This window comes from Neobacillus sp. GCM10023253 (assembly GCF_042653105.1).
Classification (GTDB): Bacteria; Bacillota; Bacilli; order Bacillales; family Cytobacillaceae; genus Neobacillus; species Neobacillus citreus.
Genome location: NZ_JBHSHV010000016.1, coordinates 54,142 through 74,172 on the forward strand (window position 1 = coordinate 54,142; position 20,031 = coordinate 74,172).

Annotated in this window: 16 protein-coding genes; all 16 read left to right on the plus strand. The window is 43.2% G+C overall.

The genetic code is table 11. From position 1 onward, the window contains the following. The first annotated feature begins 71 nt into the window (after nucleotides 1–71). The gene (locus ACFPA1_RS20265) at nucleotides 72–1,085 is read left to right on the plus strand and encodes an ABC transporter ATP-binding protein (protein ID WP_378585028.1); all 1,014 of its coding nucleotides are present in this window, start codon (nucleotides 72–74) and stop codon (nucleotides 1,083–1,085) included. Further along, entirely contained in the window at nucleotides 1,066–2,034 is a 969-nt protein-coding gene (locus ACFPA1_RS20270; protein ID WP_213146675.1) for an ABC transporter ATP-binding protein, read from the plus strand. Before ACFPA1_RS20265 ends, ACFPA1_RS20270 begins: the two co-directional genes overlap by 20 nt. Nucleotides 2,035–2,085: 51 nt before the next feature. Continuing rightward, nucleotides 2,086–3,702, plus strand: coding sequence for an ABC transporter substrate-binding protein (locus ACFPA1_RS20275; protein WP_213146776.1), 1,617 nt, complete (start codon nucleotides 2,086–2,088; stop codon nucleotides 3,700–3,702). Nucleotides 3,703–3,931: 229 nt separating this feature from the next. Continuing rightward, nucleotides 3,932–4,939 (plus strand): ABC transporter permease, encoded by a 1,008-nt coding sequence (locus ACFPA1_RS20280; RefSeq protein WP_213146676.1) that lies wholly within the window; start codon nucleotides 3,932–3,934, stop codon nucleotides 4,937–4,939. A gap of 12 nt (nucleotides 4,940–4,951) precedes the next feature. Further along, nucleotides 4,952–5,851, plus strand: a complete 900-nt coding sequence (gene nikC / locus ACFPA1_RS20285) for a nickel transporter permease (protein WP_378585031.1) — start codon at nucleotides 4,952–4,954, stop codon at nucleotides 5,849–5,851. Between the two features lie 278 nt (nucleotides 5,852–6,129). Beyond that, on the plus strand, nucleotides 6,130–6,600 hold the full coding sequence (locus tag ACFPA1_RS20290) for a shikimate kinase (RefSeq protein ID WP_213146777.1): 471 nt from the start codon (nucleotides 6,130–6,132) through the stop codon (nucleotides 6,598–6,600). Nucleotides 6,601–6,603: 3 nt separating this feature from the next. Next, complete coding sequence (gene aroD / locus ACFPA1_RS20295; RefSeq protein WP_213146678.1) at nucleotides 6,604–7,356, plus strand: type I 3-dehydroquinate dehydratase; 753 nt, start codon at nucleotides 6,604–6,606, stop codon at nucleotides 7,354–7,356. Between the two features lie 213 nt (nucleotides 7,357–7,569). Then, entirely contained in the window at nucleotides 7,570–8,607 is a 1,038-nt protein-coding gene (gene argC / locus ACFPA1_RS20300; protein ID WP_213146679.1) for an N-acetyl-gamma-glutamyl-phosphate reductase, read from the plus strand. A gap of 57 nt (nucleotides 8,608–8,664) precedes the next feature. Beyond that, nucleotides 8,665–9,900 (plus strand): bifunctional ornithine acetyltransferase/N-acetylglutamate synthase, encoded by a 1,236-nt coding sequence (gene argJ, locus ACFPA1_RS20305; protein WP_378585033.1) that lies wholly within the window; start codon nucleotides 8,665–8,667, stop codon nucleotides 9,898–9,900. A 15-nt stretch (nucleotides 9,901–9,915) separates the two neighbouring features. Next, a complete protein-coding gene (argB, locus tag ACFPA1_RS20310; RefSeq protein WP_378585035.1) occupies nucleotides 9,916–10,713 on the plus strand; it encodes an acetylglutamate kinase in 798 nt (265 codons plus the stop codon). Beyond that, nucleotides 10,713–11,912, plus strand: coding sequence for an acetylornithine transaminase (locus tag ACFPA1_RS20315; protein ID WP_378585037.1), 1,200 nt, complete (start codon nucleotides 10,713–10,715; stop codon nucleotides 11,910–11,912). The genes argB and ACFPA1_RS20315 overlap by 1 nt, the downstream gene beginning before the upstream one ends. 6 nt (nucleotides 11,913–11,918) lie before the next feature. Then, nucleotides 11,919–12,995, plus strand: a complete 1,077-nt coding sequence (locus ACFPA1_RS20320) for a carbamoyl phosphate synthase small subunit (RefSeq protein ID WP_213146683.1) — start codon at nucleotides 11,919–11,921, stop codon at nucleotides 12,993–12,995. Next, the gene (gene carB, locus ACFPA1_RS20325) at nucleotides 12,982–16,215 is read left to right on the plus strand and encodes a carbamoyl-phosphate synthase (glutamine-hydrolyzing) large subunit (protein ID WP_213146684.1); all 3,234 of its coding nucleotides are present in this window, start codon (nucleotides 12,982–12,984) and stop codon (nucleotides 16,213–16,215) included. The genes ACFPA1_RS20320 and carB overlap by 14 nt, the downstream gene beginning before the upstream one ends. After that, entirely contained in the window at nucleotides 16,199–17,167 is a 969-nt protein-coding gene (gene argF / locus ACFPA1_RS20330; protein WP_378585039.1) for an ornithine carbamoyltransferase, read from the plus strand. Before carB ends, argF begins: the two co-directional genes overlap by 17 nt. Nucleotides 17,168–17,246: 79 nt before the next feature. Next, complete coding sequence (locus ACFPA1_RS20335) at nucleotides 17,247–18,464, plus strand: argininosuccinate synthase (RefSeq protein ID WP_213146686.1); 1,218 nt, start codon at nucleotides 17,247–17,249, stop codon at nucleotides 18,462–18,464. Nucleotides 18,465–18,542: 78 nt separating this feature from the next. After that, the gene (gene argH / locus ACFPA1_RS20340; protein WP_213146687.1) at nucleotides 18,543–19,919 is read left to right on the plus strand and encodes an argininosuccinate lyase; all 1,377 of its coding nucleotides are present in this window, start codon (nucleotides 18,543–18,545) and stop codon (nucleotides 19,917–19,919) included. The last annotated feature ends 112 nt before the right edge of the window (nucleotides 19,920–20,031 follow it).

The following is a 20,031-nucleotide window of genomic DNA, read 5'->3' on the forward strand; positions in this document are numbered from 1 at the left end:
ATTTATTATATTATAATATTTCAGAATGCTATTCATTTGAAAATAATAGTCTAGTCAGGCAGGTGTTTAGTATGGATCAAAATTCCATTCTTCGAATAAACGATTTAAAAGTATCCTTCCAATCCGGAAAAAAGCTCTTACCTGCAGTGGATGGGATTAGTTTTGAACTTAAGGAAGGCGAAATCCTAGGAATTGTAGGGGAATCCGGCAGCGGTAAAAGTGTCACCTCCTTAGCAACGATGGGCTTAATTCCATCACCGCCAGGAAAAATTGAAAAGGGCGAAATTATTTTTAATGGAACTGATTTAACGAATTTAACAGAAAAAGAGTGGCGGAAAATCCGCGGCAACCAAATCTCGATGATTTTTCAGGAGCCGATGACGTCCTTAAACCCACTGTTTACCATCGGGAATCAGTTGATGGAAGCCATTCGTTTACATACGGACCTCTCTAAGGCAGAGGCAAGAGTCCGAAGCATTGAATTACTTAAGCTAGTTGGAATACCAAGAGCGGAAGGGATTTTAAAAGAACATCCGCATCAATTATCAGGCGGCATGCGGCAGCGGGTGATGATCGCCATGGCGATGGCCTGCAACCCAAGAGTCCTGATTGCGGACGAGCCGACAACGGCACTTGACGTCACCATTCAGGCACAAATCCTTGCCTTAATGAAGAATTTAAATGAAAAAACGAAAACATCCATCATCCTTATTACTCATGATTTGGGCGTAGTCGCAGAAATATGTGAACGTGTCGTCGTCATGTATGCCGGACAAATCGTTGAGCAGGGCGATGTCAGAAGAATTCTAAAAGACCCGCAGCATCCCTACACAAAAGGATTATTGAAATCGGTCCCGGACTTGAGAGGCAAGAAAGAACGACTCTACAGCATTCCAGGAACGGTTCCGGTCCCAGACACTGTTACCAATGGCTGCCGCTTCGCCGCCAGATGTGCGGAAGCGTTTGATCAATGCCATACCGATTCTCCACAATTATTTAAATCGGAAAAAGACGGACATGAAGTGCGCTGTTTCCTACATACATTGAAAGAGGAGAGTGACAATCATGTCGGAGTTACTTCTTGAGGTTAATGGTTTAAAAAAGTACTTTCCAATCACCGGCGGACTTTTTGGAAAAAAACAAGGGGAAGTAAAGGCCGTTGATGATGTTTCTTTTTATGTGAAAAAAGGTGAAACTTTAGGCATCGTAGGCGAATCCGGCTGTGGCAAATCAACGACCGGCCGCTTGCTTATGCGCTTAATTGAAGCTAGTGATGGAAAAATTGTTTTTGAAGATAAAGAGATTACAAGTATGTCGAAATCTGAATTAAGAAAGGTTCGCCGCGATATCCAGATGGTTTTCCAGGATCCCTATGCTTCATTGAACCCTCGGCATTCGGTAGAGCAAATTCTTGAAGAGCCATTAATTGTGCACGGAATTGGAACAAAAACGGAACGCCAAAAACGTGTTAAGGAAATGCTTGAGGTTGTAGGCTTGAGCAGCTATCATGCGAAACGCTATCCGCATCAATTCAGCGGCGGGCAGCGCCAGCGGATTGGCATCGCTAGAGCATTGATGACAAAGCCAAAGCTGATTATTGCCGACGAACCGGTATCCGCACTCGATGTTTCGATTCAAGCACAGGTCCTGAACCTGATGAAGGACATCCAAAAGGAGTTCCAGTTAACCTACATATTTATCGCTCATGACCTAGGTGTGGTTCGCCATATCAGCGACCGCGTTGGCGTGATGTATTTAGGAAGATTGATAGAGTTAGCTGATAGTGAGGAACTCTATGAAAATCCAAAGCATCCCTATACGAAAGCATTGCTGTCCGCAGTCCCGATTCCGGACCCGGATGTCAAAAAGAAGACTATTTTAATAGAAGGTGAACTGCCAAGCCCGGCAAATCCGCCATCAGGCTGTGCTTTCCACACAAGATGCGGGGAGTGCATGGATATTTGTAAAACTACTAGACCAATAGAACACAATCTTAATGGTCATTTTGTTGCCTGTCATTTGTATAACAAGTAATAGGCGGCATTGATGATAAATAAAAAAGCTTTAGGGGGTAAAAAAACGCTTATGAGCAAAAAGTCAATTAAATTGCTGTTGATTTCCTTATTGGCCCTCAGCATGTTCTTAGCAGGCTGCGGCGGCGAAACGACCAAAGAAACAGGCGGCAAGAAAGAGCCTGCTACTAGCGGCGGTTCAGCAAAAGATACGCTAGTCTATGGCCGTGGCGGTGACTCCACATCCTTAGACCCAATCACTACAACTGAAGGGGAAGCCTTCAAAGTGACTGAGAATATTTTTGAAACGCTTTTGCAGTATGGTGACCAAGATACGACTGTAAATCCTGGCCTTGCTGAAAAGTGGACAGTATCCGATGATGGATTAACTTATACCTTCAATTTACGCCAAGGTGTAAAATTCCACGACGGAACTGACTTCAATGCAGACGCTGTTGTCTTTAACTTTGACCGCTGGATGAACGGGAACGAAGATAAATTCCCGTACTACACAATGTTTGGCGGCTATAAAGCTGACGAAGGGCACGTCATTAAAGAAGTGAAAGCAGTTGACGAGCACACAGTACAATTTGTTTTAAAAAGACCACAGGCTCCATTCTTAAAGAACCTGGCCATGTCTCCATTCGGTATCGCAAGCCCAACGGCTGTGAAAAAATACGGCGACGACTTTAGAAAAAATCCGGTTGGAACAGGTCCATTCAAATTCGTAGAGTGGAAGCAAAACGACACGATTACACTTGAAAAGAACCCTGACTACTGGCAAAAGGGTCTTCCTAAGTTAAACAAAGTAGTCTTCCGTGTTATTCCGGAAAACACTGCACGTCTAAACGCTCTTGCTAATGGCGAAATCGATGTTATGGATGGCTTGAACAATTCTGACGAAGCAACAGTTAAAGGAAATGACAAGCTTCAAGTAATTGAGCGTCCATCTATGAACGTTGGTTACCTAGGCTTAACAACTACTCGTAAGCCATTTGATAACAAGCTTGTCCGTCAAGCAATTAACCATGCAGTTAATAAGAAAGATATTATCAAAGCATTCTACGGCGGAAAGGCTCTTGCAGCGAAGAACCCTATGCCTCCTTCCATTGAAGGCTATAACGATAGCATCAAGGATTATGATTACGATTTAGAAAAAGCAAAAGCATTATTGAAAGAAGCAGGCTATGAGAAAGGCTTTGAAATCGACCTATGGGCAATGCCTGTAGCACGTCCTTATATGCCTGAAGCACAAAAAGTTGCAGAGGTTATCCAAGCAGACTTAGCGAAAATCAATGTTAAAGCGAAGATTCAATCTGTTGACTGGGCTACTTACCTAGATAAGGCCGCTAAGGGCGAGTTTGACATGTTCATGCTTGGCTGGACTGGTGACAATGGTGACCCTGATAACTTCTTATACACATTGCTTGATAAAGACAGCATCGGCAGCAACAACTACTCTCAATACAGCAATGACGAGCTTCATGATGTATTGATTGCAGCGCAGACCGAAACAGAACAAGCTAAGCGTAACGAGCTTTACAAGAAAGCACAGGAAATCATTCATGAAGACGCTCCATGGGTACCGCTTGTTCACTCAACACCGCTGTTAGCAGCAGCTAAGGATGTAGCAGACTATCTGCCGCACCCAACTGGTTCTGAAGCTCTGACAAAAGTGTACTTTAAATAATCCATCTTGAATGGGGGAGGGAGTTTTTTTCCTCCCCTTTTATCAACAAAAGGTACAGTTTGCCGTATTTAAGGGATCGAAAAAGGTGTAAAACTACACTCTATTAGCGAATTTTTGAGTTCTATTAGCGAATTAATGCATTTTATTAGCGAATTTCGAGGTTCTATTAGCGAATTAACGAAACAGCAATCTTTTAGAAAAGAACTTTTGAAAAAAAGAGGTGAAACAAATGTTTACTTACACAGTTCGCCGAATTCTTTCCTTAATCCCTGTTTTATTCGGGATGACGCTCGTGGTGTTTGCGATTATCCATGCGATTCCAGGGAATCCTGCCCAGGTGATCCTTGGACAAAGGGCTACTGCTGAAGCGATTGCAACGTTAACAAGGGAATTAGGGTTGGACAGGCCTTGGTACATACAATATTTCGATTATATTGGCCAGCTTTTTCAAGGGGATTTAGGTACCTCTTTGAGAACTAGAGGCCCAATCAACGTGGAGATTTGGCCATATCTAGCGGCAACATTTGAATTGACTCTGGTTGCGATGATTATCGCTGTCATTGTCGGCGTAAACGCAGGAATCATCAGCGCCTGGTTCTCTAAATCATGGTTTGATTATGTGGCAATGGTTCTTGCCCTAGTAGGTGTTTCAATGCCGATTTTCTGGCTCGGTCTAATGGAGCAGTGGGCTTTTTCGATTGAATTAGGCTGGCTGCCTACTACTGGCAGGGAGAATGTTAGGGATCCCATCACAGCGATTACGAATCTTTATTTAATTGATACCTTGCTGCAGGGGAGATTCGATCAATTTTGGACTGTTGTTCAGCATTTAATTCTTCCAAGCCTTGCACTGGCGACAATTCCAATGGCAATCATTGCGCGGATGACGCGCGCCACCATGCTTGAGGTCATGCGCTCGGATTACGTTCGTACAGCACGTGCGAAAGGCTTAAGGATGTTCTGGGTAGTTTACAAACATTCTTTAAAAAATGCCATTATTCCTGTTTTAACGGTTATCGGTTTGCAAACTGGTCTCCTCTTGGGAGGGGCAATTTTAACAGAAACAATCTTTGGCTGGCCGGGAATCGGACGATACCTATATGACGCGATTGCGTATCGAGATTATCCAGTTATCCAGTCAGGAATTTTGCTTATCGCCGCCATTTTCGTATTGATTAACTTAATTGTGGATTTAATGTATGTCTTTGTTGATCCACGGATTAAATACAATAAGTAGGGGGGAGTTAATGTGGCTGAACTTGCTAAAAATACAGCAGATATCCCGGTGGTACCTGCTGAAGAAAAGCTGACACCTCCATGGAAGGAAGCACTGCAATCTTTCTATAAAAATAAACTGGCCGTGGTTGGCTTGGGTATCGTGCTATTTTTTATTGTTATTGCGTTTATTGCTCCTTGGGTGGCGCCATACGGATTCAAAGAACAAGTTTTGGCCGACCGGATGCAGGCCCCGTCAAGTAAGCATTGGTTTGGCACGGATGACTTTGGCCGGGACATTTTTTCAAGGATTTTATATGGTGCGCGAATTTCTTTATGGGTTGGATTCTTTTCCGTATTAGGATCTGTAGTAGTTGGAACTCTACTTGGTATTGTTGCCGGTTATTACGGCCGCTGGGTGGATGCCATCATTTCAAGGGTTTTTGATGTTATGCTGGCGTTTCCTAGTATTCTATTAGCGATTGCAGTAGTGTCTATTTTGGGACCGTCTTTACGAAATGCTCTTATCGCGATTGCGGTAATCAATATCCCAAACTTTGGCCGACTAGTTCGTTCGAAGGTGTTGAGCGTCAAGCAGGAGGAGTATATCATGGCAGCCAGGGCTATCGGGATGAAGGATTCCCGGATTCTGTTGAGGCATATTTTGCCGAACAGTATTTCCCCGGTCATTGTCCAAGCAACCTTGGCGATTGCAACTGCGATTATTGAAGCGGCTGCTCTTGGTTTCCTAGGGTTAGGCGCCCAACCGCCAGAGCCTGAATGGGGGAAAATGCTCGCTGATTCTAAGAACTATATTACCCAAGCACCGTGGACATTGTTCTTCCCAGGTATCGCGATTATGCTGACTGTATTAGGTTTTAACCTGATGGGGGACGGGTTGCGCGATGTGCTTGATCCGAAGATGAAACAATAACGTGGGAGGCTCCTAGAGGGGTCTCTTTTCTGTTGGGGTGCTAGTTTATGAGTTTGCAGAATATTTAAGTTTCTTGTGGTGTTTTGGTAAAATATCTTTCATAATAGGATGAAGGGCTAAGACGAAGTTATTCGATTGAAAATATCCTTCATAGAGACGATGGAGGACAAAATCAAGATGGAACAGGTTGAAAATGTCCTACGCATCTAAGATAGGAGTTGAAAATTTTGACGGTACGCCAAAACACAGAAAATAAAAACATCATTTTTATCGGATTTATGGGAGCAGGAAAAACAACTGTAGGAAAACTTGTTGCAGAGAAACTAAATCGGCAATTTATTGATACAGATGAATTAATTGAAGAGGAATTCAAAATGCCCCCTTCGCAAATATTTAAAGTATATGGCGAAAAGGTTTTTAGAGAAAAGGAAAAAAGCCTAATCACTAGCTTAAATGAAGAAAAGAACCTAGTTCTCTCGTTAGGCGGCGGTGCCTTTCTTCAAGAAGATATACGCACGGTCTGTTTATCCAAGGCTACAGTCATTTTACTTGATATTTCTTTTGAATGCTGGAAAGAACGGTTAGACCTTATCATTGACAGCCGCCCAGTCCTGCATGGAAAAACAATCGAAGAAATGGAACAACTTTATAATAATAGAAGAGAAATTTATTCTAACCATCAATTAAAAATTAGTACTGATAACAAATCTCCTGAGCAAATTGCCGATGAAATTTTAGAGAAGGTGTAAGTAATGAAGAGAACAATTAAAGTTAAGGGGTTAACGTTAGGTGAAGGTGCACCTAAAATATGTGTACCAATGGTAGGGAGAACAACACCCCAATTAATGGAAGAAGCCAGACTGCTAAAGACATTAGACCTTGACCTTGTAGAATGGCGGGTTGACTATTTCGAGCAGGTAGAGGACATCTTGCAAGTAAAAGAGGCACTTAACAATATTCGTAGTGTATTAACTGACACCCCCTTAATCTTTACTTTCCGAAGTGCGAAGGAAGGTGGAGAAAGGGAAATCAGCCACGCAGATTACATCAATTTAAATATGGAAATCTCGCAGACTGGCAAGGTTGATTTGGTTGATGTGGAGTTATTTAATGAAGAAAAGGATGTTAAAACACTAATTAACGTTGCTCATTCACACAATGTTTTAGTGATTGTTTCCAACCATGATTTTGAAAAAACCCCCCCAAAGGAAGAAATTGTATCACGCTTACGCAGGGCACAGGAACTTGGAGGGGACCTCCCGAAAATTGCCGTAATGCCTAAAACAAATGAAGATGTACTTACAATGTTAGATGCAACAAATACAATGTATGAAAAATATGCAGACAGACCGTTTATTACCATTTCGATGGGCCAAAAAGGGGCCATCACTCGTGTAGCCGGATTTGGTTCGGCACTGACTTTCGGTGCGGCAAAGGTTGGTTCTGCCCCCGGACAAATTGCGGTTAATGAATTAAGAACTATGTTAAACTTGTTAAATCAATAAATAGAATACATAGTATCAGGCCCTTTATGGGCTTTTTTTTATGGATTATTGCATAAATAGTTGTATATTTATTTAAGAAAAATTGAAAGCGTTTACACAGATTTATACCTGAAAATAGAATTAAATCTGAAAAATATGTGATTTTTGCATTGAATAATTATATATATGGATGTATAATAATTCATTATTAACGGTACTTAGGAGTTGAAAGAATTGAAAGCAGCGATTATTGGTGGAACAGGATATGGAGCAATCGAGCTAATTAGATTAATCCAAAAGCATCCATATTTGGAGGTTGGTTCAGTTATTTCTAACTCTCAAGCAGGAAGTAACTTTAGTGAAAGCTATCCGCATTTGTCGGAGATTATAGAACAACCCTTGGAAAAGTTTGATGTTCAAAATATTGCTAAAGAAAATGAGATTGTATTTTTAGCTACGCCATCCGGTGTCAGCAGTAACCTTGTCCCTCAATTGAAGGAGACTGGTATAAAATGTATCGACCTATCTGGAGATTTCAGGTTGAGGTCACCGGAAGTATATGAAACTTGGTATAAGCATTCACCGGCACCTGAAAATTATTTGAATGAAGCGGTATATGGCTTAAGTGAAATTTATGGAGAAAATATTAAAAATGCGAACCTAATTTCGAATCCAGGCTGCTATCCAACAGCATCTACGCTGGGATTAATTCCTATCTTGAAATCAAACCTTGCAGACAGCGATTCTATCATAATTGACGCAAAGTCGGGTGTAAGCGGAGCAGGACGGGGACTTTCTCTCACCAGCCATTACGCCGAAATCAATGAAAACCTAAAGGCATATAAACTAGGCGCACATCAGCACATTCCGGAGATCGAACAGGTCCTTACAGACGAAAGCGGCCAACCAATAACGATTTCTTTTGCAACACATTTGGTGCCAATGACTCGAGGAATTATGTGTTCCATTTATTTGAAACTAAAAGAAAAGGTTACTACCGAAGATGTTCATCAAATATATGATGAATTTTATAAAAATAAACCATTTGTAAGGGTAAGGCCAGTCGGAAAAGTGCCAGCAACTAAAGAAGTTTGGGGAAGCAACTATTGCGATATCGGCCTGCATGTTGACCCACGGACCAACCGCCTGACCATCATATCCGTTATTGACAACTTAGTAAAAGGGGCGGCAGGGCAAGCAATCCAAAATGCAAATATAATGAACGGCTGGGATGAGCGGGCAGGTCTTCAAGATATCCCGATGTATCCATAATAAATTGATAGTTAACTAGTTTGATTGAATACGAACAAGGGAACCATAAAGGGGGAAATGACATTGACACAAGCAACATCAACCAATGAAATCATTATTTTAGAAAATGCAGGAATAACATTACCACAGGGATACAAAGCAGGCGGAATGCACTGCGGAGTGAAAAGAAAAAAACTTGATTTGGCCTATATTGTGTCAGAGGTTCCCGCTGATGTGGCTGGAGTATATACAACCAACTTATTCCAAGCGGCTCCATTATTAGTAACACAAGAAAGCATCTCAAAAGAAAGAAAGACTCAAGCAATCATTGTCAATTCTGGTAACGCCAACGCCTGCACAGGGGAGCAAGGGATTCAAGACGCTTACCAGATGCAAAAGGAGTTTGCAGGTCAATTAAATATTCAAGAGCACCTAGTCTCCGTCACTTCAACAGGAGTGATTGGCGAATTACTGCCAATGGATAAGATAACGACAGGAATTAGTCAAATCCTTCAACCCGAGTTTGAAGCAGAGGAGAACTTCCTGCAGGCAATCCTAACTACCGACACTTGCGCAAAGCACGTAGCCGTTCAGTTTACAATTGACGGCAAAACTGTCAGCATCGGCGGGGCAGCAAAAGGCTCCGGCATGATCCATCCAAACATGGCAACCATGCTTGGCTTTGTCACAACGGATGCAAACATTGCCCATGAAGATCTTTTATCAGCACTTAGAGAAGTTACCAACCAAACTTTCAATATGATTACAGTTGATGGTGATACAAGTACGAATGACATGGTTCTGGTCATGGCAAATGGATTAGCTGGAAATGACCAGCTTACCAAAGACCATCCAGATTGGGATATATTCGTAAACGGATTAAAAGTTGTCAGTGAAACCCTTGCTAAAAAAATTGCCCGTGACGGTGAAGGGGCAACAAAGCTTGTTGAGGTTCAAGTAAATGGTGCTTTGAAGGCAGAAGATGCGAGAGCAGTTGGGAAATCGATTATTTCTTCTAACCTTGTAAAAACAGCGATCTACGGAACAGATGCCAACTGGGGAAGAATTGTGACGGCAATTGGGTACAGCGGTGTCCCTGTTGAACCAAACTTGGTAAAGGTTTCATTAGGCTCCATTCCTGTATTTGAAAACGGGCTGCCTTGTCCGTTTGATGAAGCAGAAGCAAAGAGTTACCTAGAACAAGAAACAGTACAAATTTTTGTAGAGTTAAACCAAGGAAATAGCAGTGCAACCGCCTGGGGATGCGACTTAACTTATGATTACGTAAAAATCAACGCATCCTACCGCACTTAAGGAGGCTTTTTGAAAATGAAATACTTAGTCATTAAGTGTGGCGGAAGTGTGTTAGAAAATCTGCCAAGGTCATTTTATGAAGATATTATAAAAATGAAGGAAGCAGGCGAATGGACTCCGGTTATTGTCCATGGCGGCGGCCCATTAATCAATCAACTATTAAAAAGTTTAAATATAGAAACTAAATTTGTGAACGGACTTCGAGTAACCAACCATGATGTCCTTGACATCGTGGAAATGGTATTAAGCGGCATGGTCAATAAGCAGGTTGTTAGAAATATCGCCGAAGTCGGCGGCACCGCATTTGGTGTCAGCGGCGTAGATGGCAGCTTGTTAAAAGCTGAACCAACAGCAGACGCCCAAACCCTTGGATTCGTCGGGGAAGTTGTTGAAGTAAATAAAAATGTGATTGAGGGAATCGTCAGTCAAGGCTATATCCCAGTCATTTCTCCAATCGGAATTGACGCAAACGGCCAGCGCTACAACATCAATGGCGATATCGCGGCGTCTGCCATCGCCAAGGCGCTCCAGGCTAACCTTTGCTTTATCAGCGACATCCCAGGAATCCTGGTCGAAGAAGATGGAGCCAAGAAGAAGCTTGATAAAGTTTCTAAAGCAATTATCGAAGAATTAATCGAAAACAAAACCATTTACGGCGGAATGATTCCAAAGGTAAAAGCAGCCATCGATGGACTTGTCCATAACATTAGTGAAGTGGCCATCATCAACGGTTTTGAAAAAAGCAGCTTACTAGATTACGTGAACGGAAAAAATACAGGAACAAAAATTGTTTTAGAAGAGGAGAAAGCGTAATGACAGCCAATAATACCGTCTCTCAACTTTCACCGGTAATGCCAACCTACGGACGTTTCCCTGTCACTCTCGAAAAAGGCAAAGGAAGCTACGTCTGGGACGATAAAGGCACAAAATATTTAGATTTTACCTCCGGGATCGCAACCTGCAACCTGGGCCATGTACCGGATGCTATAAAAGAAACACTCGAAGAACAGCTGCAAAATCTTTGGCACTGTTCAAATTTATACAATATTCCAAACCAAGAAAAACTGGCAGCACTCCTTGCAGCCAACAGCTGCGGCGATCAAGTGTTTTTCTGCAACAGCGGAGCGGAAGCAAACGAGGCAGCGATTAAGTTGGCAAGAAGATACGCAAACAAAGTAAAAGGGAGCGGCTCATCGACAGTCGTGACCTTCAAGCAATCCTTCCACGGCCGAACATTAGCGACCTTAACGGCAACCGGTCAGGAAAAAATTCAAAACGGCTTTGCGCCATTGATGCCAGGTTTCAGCTACCTGCCTTACAACGACATGGAAGCACTTGAAGAGCTTGGCGAATTAAAGCCAGCCGCTGTTCTTCTCGAACTTGTCCAAGGTGAGGGCGGCGTTATTCCAGCCTACCCGGAATGGGTACAAAAGCTCGACCAGATTTGTAAGGAAAACGGGATTCTTCTGATGGTTGACGAAATCCAAACCGGCATCGGCCGTACAGGAACCCTTTTTGCCTACCAACAATACAACATTGAACCGGATGTTATCAGCGTTGCTAAAGGTCTTGGCTCTGGATTCCCAATCGGCGCCATTATTGCCAAGGAAGAAGCGGCAAAAGGATTTGAACCAGGCAGCCACGGCAGCACATTTGGCGGCAACCCGCTGGCAACAGCAGCAGGGCTGGCAACCGTTACACATATACTTGAAAACGACATACTTACCAGCGCGAACAAAATGGCAGAGTATCTCGATCAACAGCTTGAGAACCTGTCAACAAAATACGCGTTTATTAAAGAAACCCGCGGCAAAGGGCTTTTAAAAGGCTTGGTCGTTGACACTGATGCTTCAGCGATAGTCAAAAAAGCCATCGAGAACCAGCTGTTAATTTTAACAGCAGGCCCGAATGTGGTTAGAATTCTGCCGCCGTTAACTGTTACAAAAGACGAAATCAACGAATTTATTATAAAACTGGAAAAGGCGTTCCAAAGTTTAGAGAAAGGCGAGTGAGGTAAGTTGGAACAGGGATATCTTACTTTGGAAACGGGAGAAGTATTTGAAGGTGTGCTAATCGGCGCAAATAAGGAATCTCTCGGGGAAGTAGTTTTTAATACAAGCATGACCGGCTATCAGGAAATTATCACTGACCCGTCCTACGCTGGACAAATCATTACATTTTGCTATCCAATTATCGGAAACTATGGAATCAACGCCTTGGATGATGAAAGTATTTCACCGGCACTTGCGGGGGTTGTCATTGGTGACTTATGTGAAACACCGAGTCATTATCAATCCTTTCAAAAGTTTTCCGACAAACTAAAACAGGCCGGTGTTCCCGGAATCGTGAATGTCGATACAAGACTTCTAGTCAAAACAATCCGCAGCCGCGGTACCGTTAAGGGCTTCATCAGCAAAAAGGCTGAAGCAAGCTTCACGAAAGAAGAAAAAGCACCATTATGGGTAGACCAAGTATCCACGAAAAAGGTGCAATTTTTCAAAAACAATGGCCCGCATGTGGTCTTAATGGATTTCGGTTATAAAAAATCAATTCTTACCGCTCTTTTAGCAGAAAATTGCGCGGTAACGGTTGTTCCTTACAACACACCTTTTGAAAAAATTAAATCTTTAGATCCGGATGGTGTCCTCATCAGCAACGGCCCTGGGGACCCGATGTCATTGCAAAAATGGTTCCCGGAAATCAAGAAAATCAGCCAGAACTATCCAACACTAGGCATTTGCCTGGGACACCAGCTTATTGCCCTTGCTTACGGAGCTAAAACAGAAAAGCTTGCCTATGGTCATCGCGGCGGCAATCACCCGGTAAAAGAATTAATGACCGGAAAGGTAAAAATCACCGCCCAGAACCATGGCTACGTAGTCGTCGACAACAGCATCGACGAAAAGGTATTCAATGTCACCTACCGAAATGTGAATGACAAGTCCATTGAAGGACTAACACATAAAAACTATCAAATTCAAACCGTGCAATTTCATCCGGAAGCACACCCGGGACCAAGCGACACCGCTTATATTTTAACAGAATTCGTAAGCAAGATTGCTTCAGTGGGAGAGACACGTTATGCCATTAAATAAAAACCTGAAAAAAGTACTAGTCATCGGATCAGGCCCGATTGTCATCGGGCAGGCTGCAGAATTTGATTATGCAGGAACGCAGGCGTGTATCGCCCTGAAGGAAGAGGGACTTGAGGTTGTCCTCATCAATAACAACCCGGCGACCATCATGACAGACGAGGCAGTTGCCGATAAGGTATATATTGAACCCCTTAATGTAGAAACGATTGAAAAAATCATTCAAAAGGAAAAACCTGACGGGGTCATTGGTACCCTAGGCGGGCAAACAGGCTTGAACTTAACCGTTGAATTATTTGAGCAAAAAATTCTTGAAAAATATAATGTGGAGCTTCTTGGAACTTCGGTTGCCTCCATCAAAAACGGCGAGGATCGCGAGAAGTTCCGGAACTTGATGCTGCAAATCGGCGAACCGATTCCGGAATCAGCGATCATTCACACGTACGACGAAGGCCTTGCATTCGTTAACGAAATCGGCTATCCAGTTATTATCCGCCCTGCCTATACGCTCGGTGGAGATGGCGGCGGTTTTGCCTATAACGAAGAAGACCTTGAGATCGTTTTGAAGAAAGGTTTGGCAGCCAGCCCGATTCATCAAGTATTAGTGGAAAAAAGCATCAAGGGCTGGAAGGAAATTGAATATGAGGTCATGCGGGATGCCAATGATACATGTATCATCGTTTGTAATATGGAAAACATGGACCCAGTCGGCGTTCATACAGGCGACTCGATTGTCGTTGCTCCTTCACAAACATTAACAGATGTTCAGTATCAAATGCTCCGTGACGTTTCTATAAAGGTTATCAGAGAATTAGAGATTATCGGGGGCTGCAACATTCAGTTCGCACTCCATCCGGAATCCAACGAATATTACATCATCGAAGTAAATCCAAGGGTCAGCCGTTCATCGGCACTCGCCTCCAAAGCAACCGGTTATCCGATTGCAAGGATGGCGGCCAAATGTGCAATTGGCTATCACTTGGATGAGATTGTGAATCCGATAACAGGCAATACCTTTGCCTCGTTTGAACCGGCAATTGATTATATTGTGGTAAAACTGCCGCGCTTCCCGTTTGATAAGTTCCCGGAAGCAGACCGGACACTAGGGACGCAAATGAAAGCTACCGGCGAAGTCATGGCGATTGACCGTACTTTTGAAGGTGCCCTAAACAAGGCAATCCGCTCGATGGAAATGAATGTATACGGTCTTTGCAAAGAAGCAAATCAAGCTTTAGAAGAAACTGCCCTGGTACAGCTTTTGGAAACGGCCAATGATCAGCGCCTGTTTATCATTGCCGAAGCATTCCGAAGAGGCATGACGCTTGAACAGGTACAGCAGCTAACTCAGATTGACCCGTGGTTTTTACACAAAATTAGCTCTATCGTGGCCCTGGAAAAGGAATTGGCTAGTTTCCAATGGAACGAAGTGCCTGACACACTCCTGAAGAAAGCCAAGCGCACCAATGTTGGTGATAAGCTATTGTCGCAAATCTATGGTGTTCCTGAAAAAGAAATTAGAAGCAAGCGTAAAGAACTAAACCTGAAACCAGGCTATAAGATGGTTGATACCTGCTCCGCAGAATTTGACGCCGTAACGCCATATTATTACTCTACTTGGCACGGCTTTGATGAGGTGGAAGCTGAAGATTTGCCGAAAATCCTTGTCATCGGTTCAGGTCCAATCCGAATCGGTCAGGGAATCGAATTCGATTATTGTTCTGTACACGCCGCTAAGGCTATCAAGAAAAAAGGCTATCAGGCGGTTGTTATCAATAATAACCCGGAAACAGTCAGTACGGATTACTCCGTTGCCGACAGCCTTTACTTTGAACCTCTTGCTGCCGAGGATGTTCTGCATGTGATTGAAAAAGAACAGATTGAAGGCGTCCTGATTCAGTTCGGCGGGCAGACAGCTATTAATCTTGCCCATGAGTTAGAAGCAGAGGGAGTCAAAATTTTAGGAACTTCTGTAAAACATGTCGATCAACTCGAAGATCGAAAAGAATTTTATCAGCTCTTAGAGGAACTAGAAATTCCGCATATCGAAGGGAAAACAGCTGAAAATGCTAAGGAATTGCTCAATGCGGCAACAAACCTTGGTTACCCGGTACTTGTAAGACCGTCTTACGTAATCGGCGGACAGTCCATGTTTACCATTTTTTCAGAGGAAGAATTAATTGGTTACATTCAGCAGCTTGAAAAAAATTCAAACGAAAAAATGTGGCCATTATTAGTAGATAAATATATGCCAGGATTAGAGTGTGAAATTGATGTTATCAGTGACGGTAACGATATTGTCGTTCCTGGAATATTTGAACATATTGAAAAAGCAGGGGTCCACTCCGGTGACAGTATCTCCGTATTCCCGCCGATTTCGTTAACAGCAGATACGAAAGAGACGCTAATCGAGTACGGTGCCAAAATTGCCAAGGCGACCTCCATCATCGGCATGATGAATATCCAATTCGTCGTCTATGAAAATATCGTCTATTGTTTGGAAGTGAATCCGCGTTCGTCAAGAACGGTGCCGATTATCAGCAAGGTTACGGGCGTTCCAATGATTGAATGGGCCGTACGAGTTCAATTAGGAGAGACTCTTAAGGATGTTAGTCAAACAACAGGTTTGCTTCCTGAACCGGCATACTATTCCGTAAAAGCACCAATTTTTTCATCAAGCAAGTTAAAGGGTGTTGACCATGTGCTTGGTCCGGAAATGAAGTCAACCGGTGAGGTGCTTGGTATGGGTGGAACTTTCCAGGAGGCTCTCAATAAGGCACTTCCTTCCATAGGTGGAACGGCCGGAGAAGATTACCTGTTATGCTCCATTTCTGACCGTGAGAAAGCAGGAAGCCTGCCAATTCTAAAAGAGCTTGCAGGAAAATGGAAGCTTGCCGCAACAGAAGGCACTGCAGCCTTTTTAGCAGCCAATGGCATCGTTGTCGAGACTGTTGTGAAAAACGACCAGGATGTGAATGACCTGTTCAAAAAGCAAAACATGAAAGCTGTAATCAATATGCCAAATCAAGGACGGAACAAACAGAAATTTGGCTTTTATATCCGCGAGCAGGCGATCCGCTATAAGGTGCCGGTGTACACCCATCTTGATACGGTGAAAGCAATCCTCGACTTGCAAAAAACGGTGGCAGCAGATTTTACAGTTCATACTGTAAGTGAGTTTTATCAATTGGAAAAGGAAGGTGCGGTTCATGTTAGAAGCCGTTAAATTAAATTCAAATAAATTACAGCTGAAGGGGAAGGATTTCCTTCAGCTGGCTGATTATACAACAGAAGAAATTCTTTATATGCTGGAAGTGGCCCAGGAATTAAAGGCCCAGCAAAAGCAAGGGAAGCCGCACCCGCATTTGGGCGGCAAGGTCCTGGGAATGATTTTTGAAAAATCATCTACACGTACAAGAGTATCCTTTGAGGTAGGAATGCTGCAGCTAGGCGGGCATGCGATTTTCTTAAGTTCAAGAGATATCCAGATTGGCCGCGGGGAAAGCATTTCTGACACAGCAAAGGTCTTATCGCGCTATGTCGACGGCATTATGATTCGTACGTTTGCACACGAGACGGTTGAAGAATTAGCAGAGCATGCGACCGTTCCGGTTATTAACGGCTTAACTGACCTGCAGCACCCGACACAGGTCCTGGCCGATTTATTAACCATTTTAGAGAATAAAGGGAAATTAGCGGGCTTAAAGCTTGCCTATGTGGGCGACGGAAATAACAATATGGCTCATTCATTAATGGAAGGTGCTGCAAAAGTAGGCATGGATATCAGCATCGCCAGCCCGTCCGGATATATGCCAAATGAGAAAATTACCGAAAGAGCCCTCAAGTTTGGGCAACAAACAGGAAGTACCGTTACAATTACAAACAATCCACAGGAAGCGGTTAAAGATGCAGATGTGATCGTAACAGATGTTTGGACCAGCATGGGGCAGGAAGAAGAAACGGCAAAACGCCTTGAGGCATTCCAAAGCTATCAAGTGAATACAGAACTATGCAAGCTGGCAAAAGACGACTATCTTTTCTTACATTGTCTGCCTGCACACCGCGGCGAAGAGGTAACTGCAGAAATTATCGATGGCCCTCATTCCGTTGTTTTTGATGAAGCAGAGAACCGTCTTCATGCACAAAAAGCAATTTTAAAACTTTTACTAGAGAAATAGACTTTCTTTTTTTGAAATTTGTTGTATAATAATACCGTTGAATGAATTTAAATACACAGTAATGTAAGGAGCGTTTAAAATGGCAAAGGAAAAAATCGTATTAGCCTATTCAGGCGGTTTAGATACATCAGTTTCGGTTAAATGGATCCAAGAAAAATATGGCTATGATGTCATCGCGCTAGGACTTGATGTCGGCGAAGGAAAAGACTTGGAAGCTATTAAAAATAAGGCATTAAATGTTGGCGCTATTAAAGCTATCATGGTAGATGCTAAAGAAATGCTAGCAAAGGATTATATTATCCCTGCATTAAAAGCTAACTGCTTATATGAAGGCAAGTACCCACTATCCTCTGCGCTATCAAGACCATTAATTTCAAAATTATTGGTTGATGTAGCGGAGCAGGAAGGAGCAGCAGCGGTGGCCCATGGTTGTACTGGTAAAGGAAACGACCAAGTCCGCTTTGAAGTTTCCGTGCAAGCCTTAAACCCAAGTCTAAAGGTGGTTGCACCAGTTCGTGAATGGGGTATGACCCGTGATGAAGAAATCGCCTATGCACAGGAGCATGGGATTCCGATTCCAGTTGATTTAGACAATCCATTCTCAATTGACGCCAACATTTGGGGCCGTGCCTGCGAAGCAGGAGTTCTCGAGGATCCTTGGGCAGAAGCTCCTGAGGCAGCATACGATTGGACCAACCCAATTGAATTAGCTCCAGATCAGGCTGAATATATTGAAATCGAATTTGAACAAGGTGTTCCTGTAGCCCTTAATGGTGAAACTTTACCGCTTGTTCAATTGATCGAAACATTAAATGCCCTTGGCGGCAAACATGGTGTCGGCCGTATCGACCACATCGAAAATAGATTAGTAGGGATTAAATCCCGTGAAGTATACGAAAACCCAGCAGCACTTATTTTAATCAATGCTCACAAAGAATTGGAGTTCTTGACATTACCACGTGAAGTAACTCAATTCAAAACACAGGTAGACCAGCAAATGGCGAAAATCATTTATGAAGGTCTTTGGTATTCACCATTAAAACCAGCGCTTGATGCGTTTATCGACGAAACTCAAAAGGTTGTTTCCGGAACCATCCGCGTGAAGCTTCATAAGGGTAACCATACGGTTGTCGGCCGTAAATCCGTTCATAGCCTTTACAATGAAGAGCTTGCTACTTATACAAAAGGCGATGCTTTTGATCATAATGCAGCAGTTGGTTTCATTAAGCTTTGGGGTCTGCCAACAAAGGTATATACTGAGGTTAATAAAAAAGAAGAATCAGTTGTAAAGCAATAATTTGGGATTGAAAATAAATTCGGAGTGCCCTCGAAGTTGTTTCGGGGGCAATCTTCTTACATTTAGGAGGAGCAAGTGATGTCTAAGCTATGGGGCGGACGTTTTACGAAGGAAACTAACAAACTAGTAGAAGAGTTTACAGCTTCGATTTCCTTTGACCAAAAACTGGCCAAGGAAGATATTGCAGGCAGCCTTGCCCATGTGCAGATGCTTGGTGAATGTGGCATCATTCCAGTGGAGGATGCAGAAAAAATTAAAAATGGCCTTCTATTGATTAAGGAAAAAGTAGACCGCGGCGAGGTCGAATTTTTAGTTGAAGATGAAGACATTCATATGAATATTGAAAGACAGCTAATCGAAGAGATTGGACCGGTTGGCGGAAAACTCCACACAGGCCGCAGCCGGAACGACCAAGTGGCGACGGATATGCATCTTTATTTAAGAACAAAGACAACTGAACTGATCACGTTGGTGGAAGAGGTTCAGCAGGCGATTATCGGACAAGCGAAGGAGCATGTGGAAACGCTGATTCCGGGCTATACCCATTTGCAGCGCGCGCAGCCTGTTTCATTCGCCCACCACTTAATGGCGTATTTTTGGATGTTTGAACGCGATAAGGAGAGACTGTTGGATTCGCTGAAACGCGTGAACTGGCTTCCGCTTGGTTCCGGTGCGTTGGCAGGAACAACTTTCCCGATTAACCGTGGGATTGTTGCCGAGCAATTGGGCTTTGAAACCATTTATCCGAATAGCATGGATGCCGTCAGCGACCGCGACTTTATCCTTGAATTCCTGTCGATTGGCTCGATTATCATGACACATATTTCTCGTCTTTCAGAGGAATTGGTTATTTGGTCAAGCCAGGAATTTCAGTTTGTTGAGCTCGATGATTCGTTCTGTACAGGATCAAGCATCATGCCGCAGAAAAAGAATCCTGACGTACCGGAGCTGCTGCGCGGAAAAACAGGCCGCACGTATGGCAATTTGATTGGCTTGCTGACTGTGTTGAAAGGACTGCCGCTCGCTTATAACAAGGACCTCCAGGAAGACAAGGAGGGAATGTTTGATACGGTGGCAACCCTAGAAGGCTCATTGAAGCTTTTGGCACCGATGATTGAAACAATGACTGTTCGCAAGGATGTCATGCGAAAAGCCATCAATAATGACTTCTCTAATGCTACTGACATTGCCGATTACCTCGTTCGCAAAGGATTGCCATTCCGCGAGGCTCATGAAGTGATTGGAAAAATTGTTCTTTACTCGATTCAATCCGGCAAATTCCTATTGGATTTAACACTGGACGAATATCAGCAGTTCAGTACGCTGTTTGAAGAGGATATTTACGTTGTTTTGGCGCCAGAGCATGTGGTGGCGGTCCGAAATAGCTTTGGCGGTACCTCACCAGAGCAGGTAAGAGAGCAAATTAAACTTGCTGAGGGAAAACTAGAGCAGTAAGCTGTTTAATAGGTAACTAAATTACCTTTTGGGAAAGAAATTAGTAGGATATCTACATTAAAGCCAGCGCCCCTGCTGGCTTTTTATCTACTTTCATATTTGGAATGCATTT

Coding starts and splice junctions, on each gene's coding strand:
- ACFPA1_RS20265 (WP_378585028.1), top strand. CDS start 72: ATGGATCAAAATTCCATTCTTCGAATAAACGATTTAAAAGTATCCTTC.
- ACFPA1_RS20270 (WP_213146675.1), top strand. CDS start 1,066: ATGTCGGAGTTACTTCTTGAGGTTAATGGTTTAAAAAAGTACTTTCCA.
- ACFPA1_RS20275 (WP_213146776.1), top strand. CDS start 2,086: ATGAGCAAAAAGTCAATTAAATTGCTGTTGATTTCCTTATTGGCCCTC.
- ACFPA1_RS20280 (WP_213146676.1), top strand. CDS start 3,932: ATGTTTACTTACACAGTTCGCCGAATTCTTTCCTTAATCCCTGTTTTA.
- ACFPA1_RS20290 (WP_213146777.1), top strand. CDS start 6,130: ATGGGAGCAGGAAAAACAACTGTAGGAAAACTTGTTGCAGAGAAACTA.
- aroD (WP_213146678.1), top strand. CDS start 6,604: ATGAAGAGAACAATTAAAGTTAAGGGGTTAACGTTAGGTGAAGGTGCA.
- argJ (WP_378585033.1), top strand. CDS start 8,665: ATGACATTGACACAAGCAACATCAACCAATGAAATCATTATTTTAGAA.
- argB (WP_378585035.1), top strand. CDS start 9,916: ATGAAATACTTAGTCATTAAGTGTGGCGGAAGTGTGTTAGAAAATCTG.
- ACFPA1_RS20315 (WP_378585037.1), top strand. CDS start 10,713: ATGACAGCCAATAATACCGTCTCTCAACTTTCACCGGTAATGCCAACC.
- carB (WP_213146684.1), top strand. CDS start 12,982: ATGCCATTAAATAAAAACCTGAAAAAAGTACTAGTCATCGGATCAGGC.
- argF (WP_378585039.1), top strand. CDS start 16,199: ATGTTAGAAGCCGTTAAATTAAATTCAAATAAATTACAGCTGAAGGGG.
- ACFPA1_RS20335 (WP_213146686.1), top strand. CDS start 17,247: ATGGCAAAGGAAAAAATCGTATTAGCCTATTCAGGCGGTTTAGATACA.
- argH (WP_213146687.1), top strand. CDS start 18,543: ATGTCTAAGCTATGGGGCGGACGTTTTACGAAGGAAACTAACAAACTA.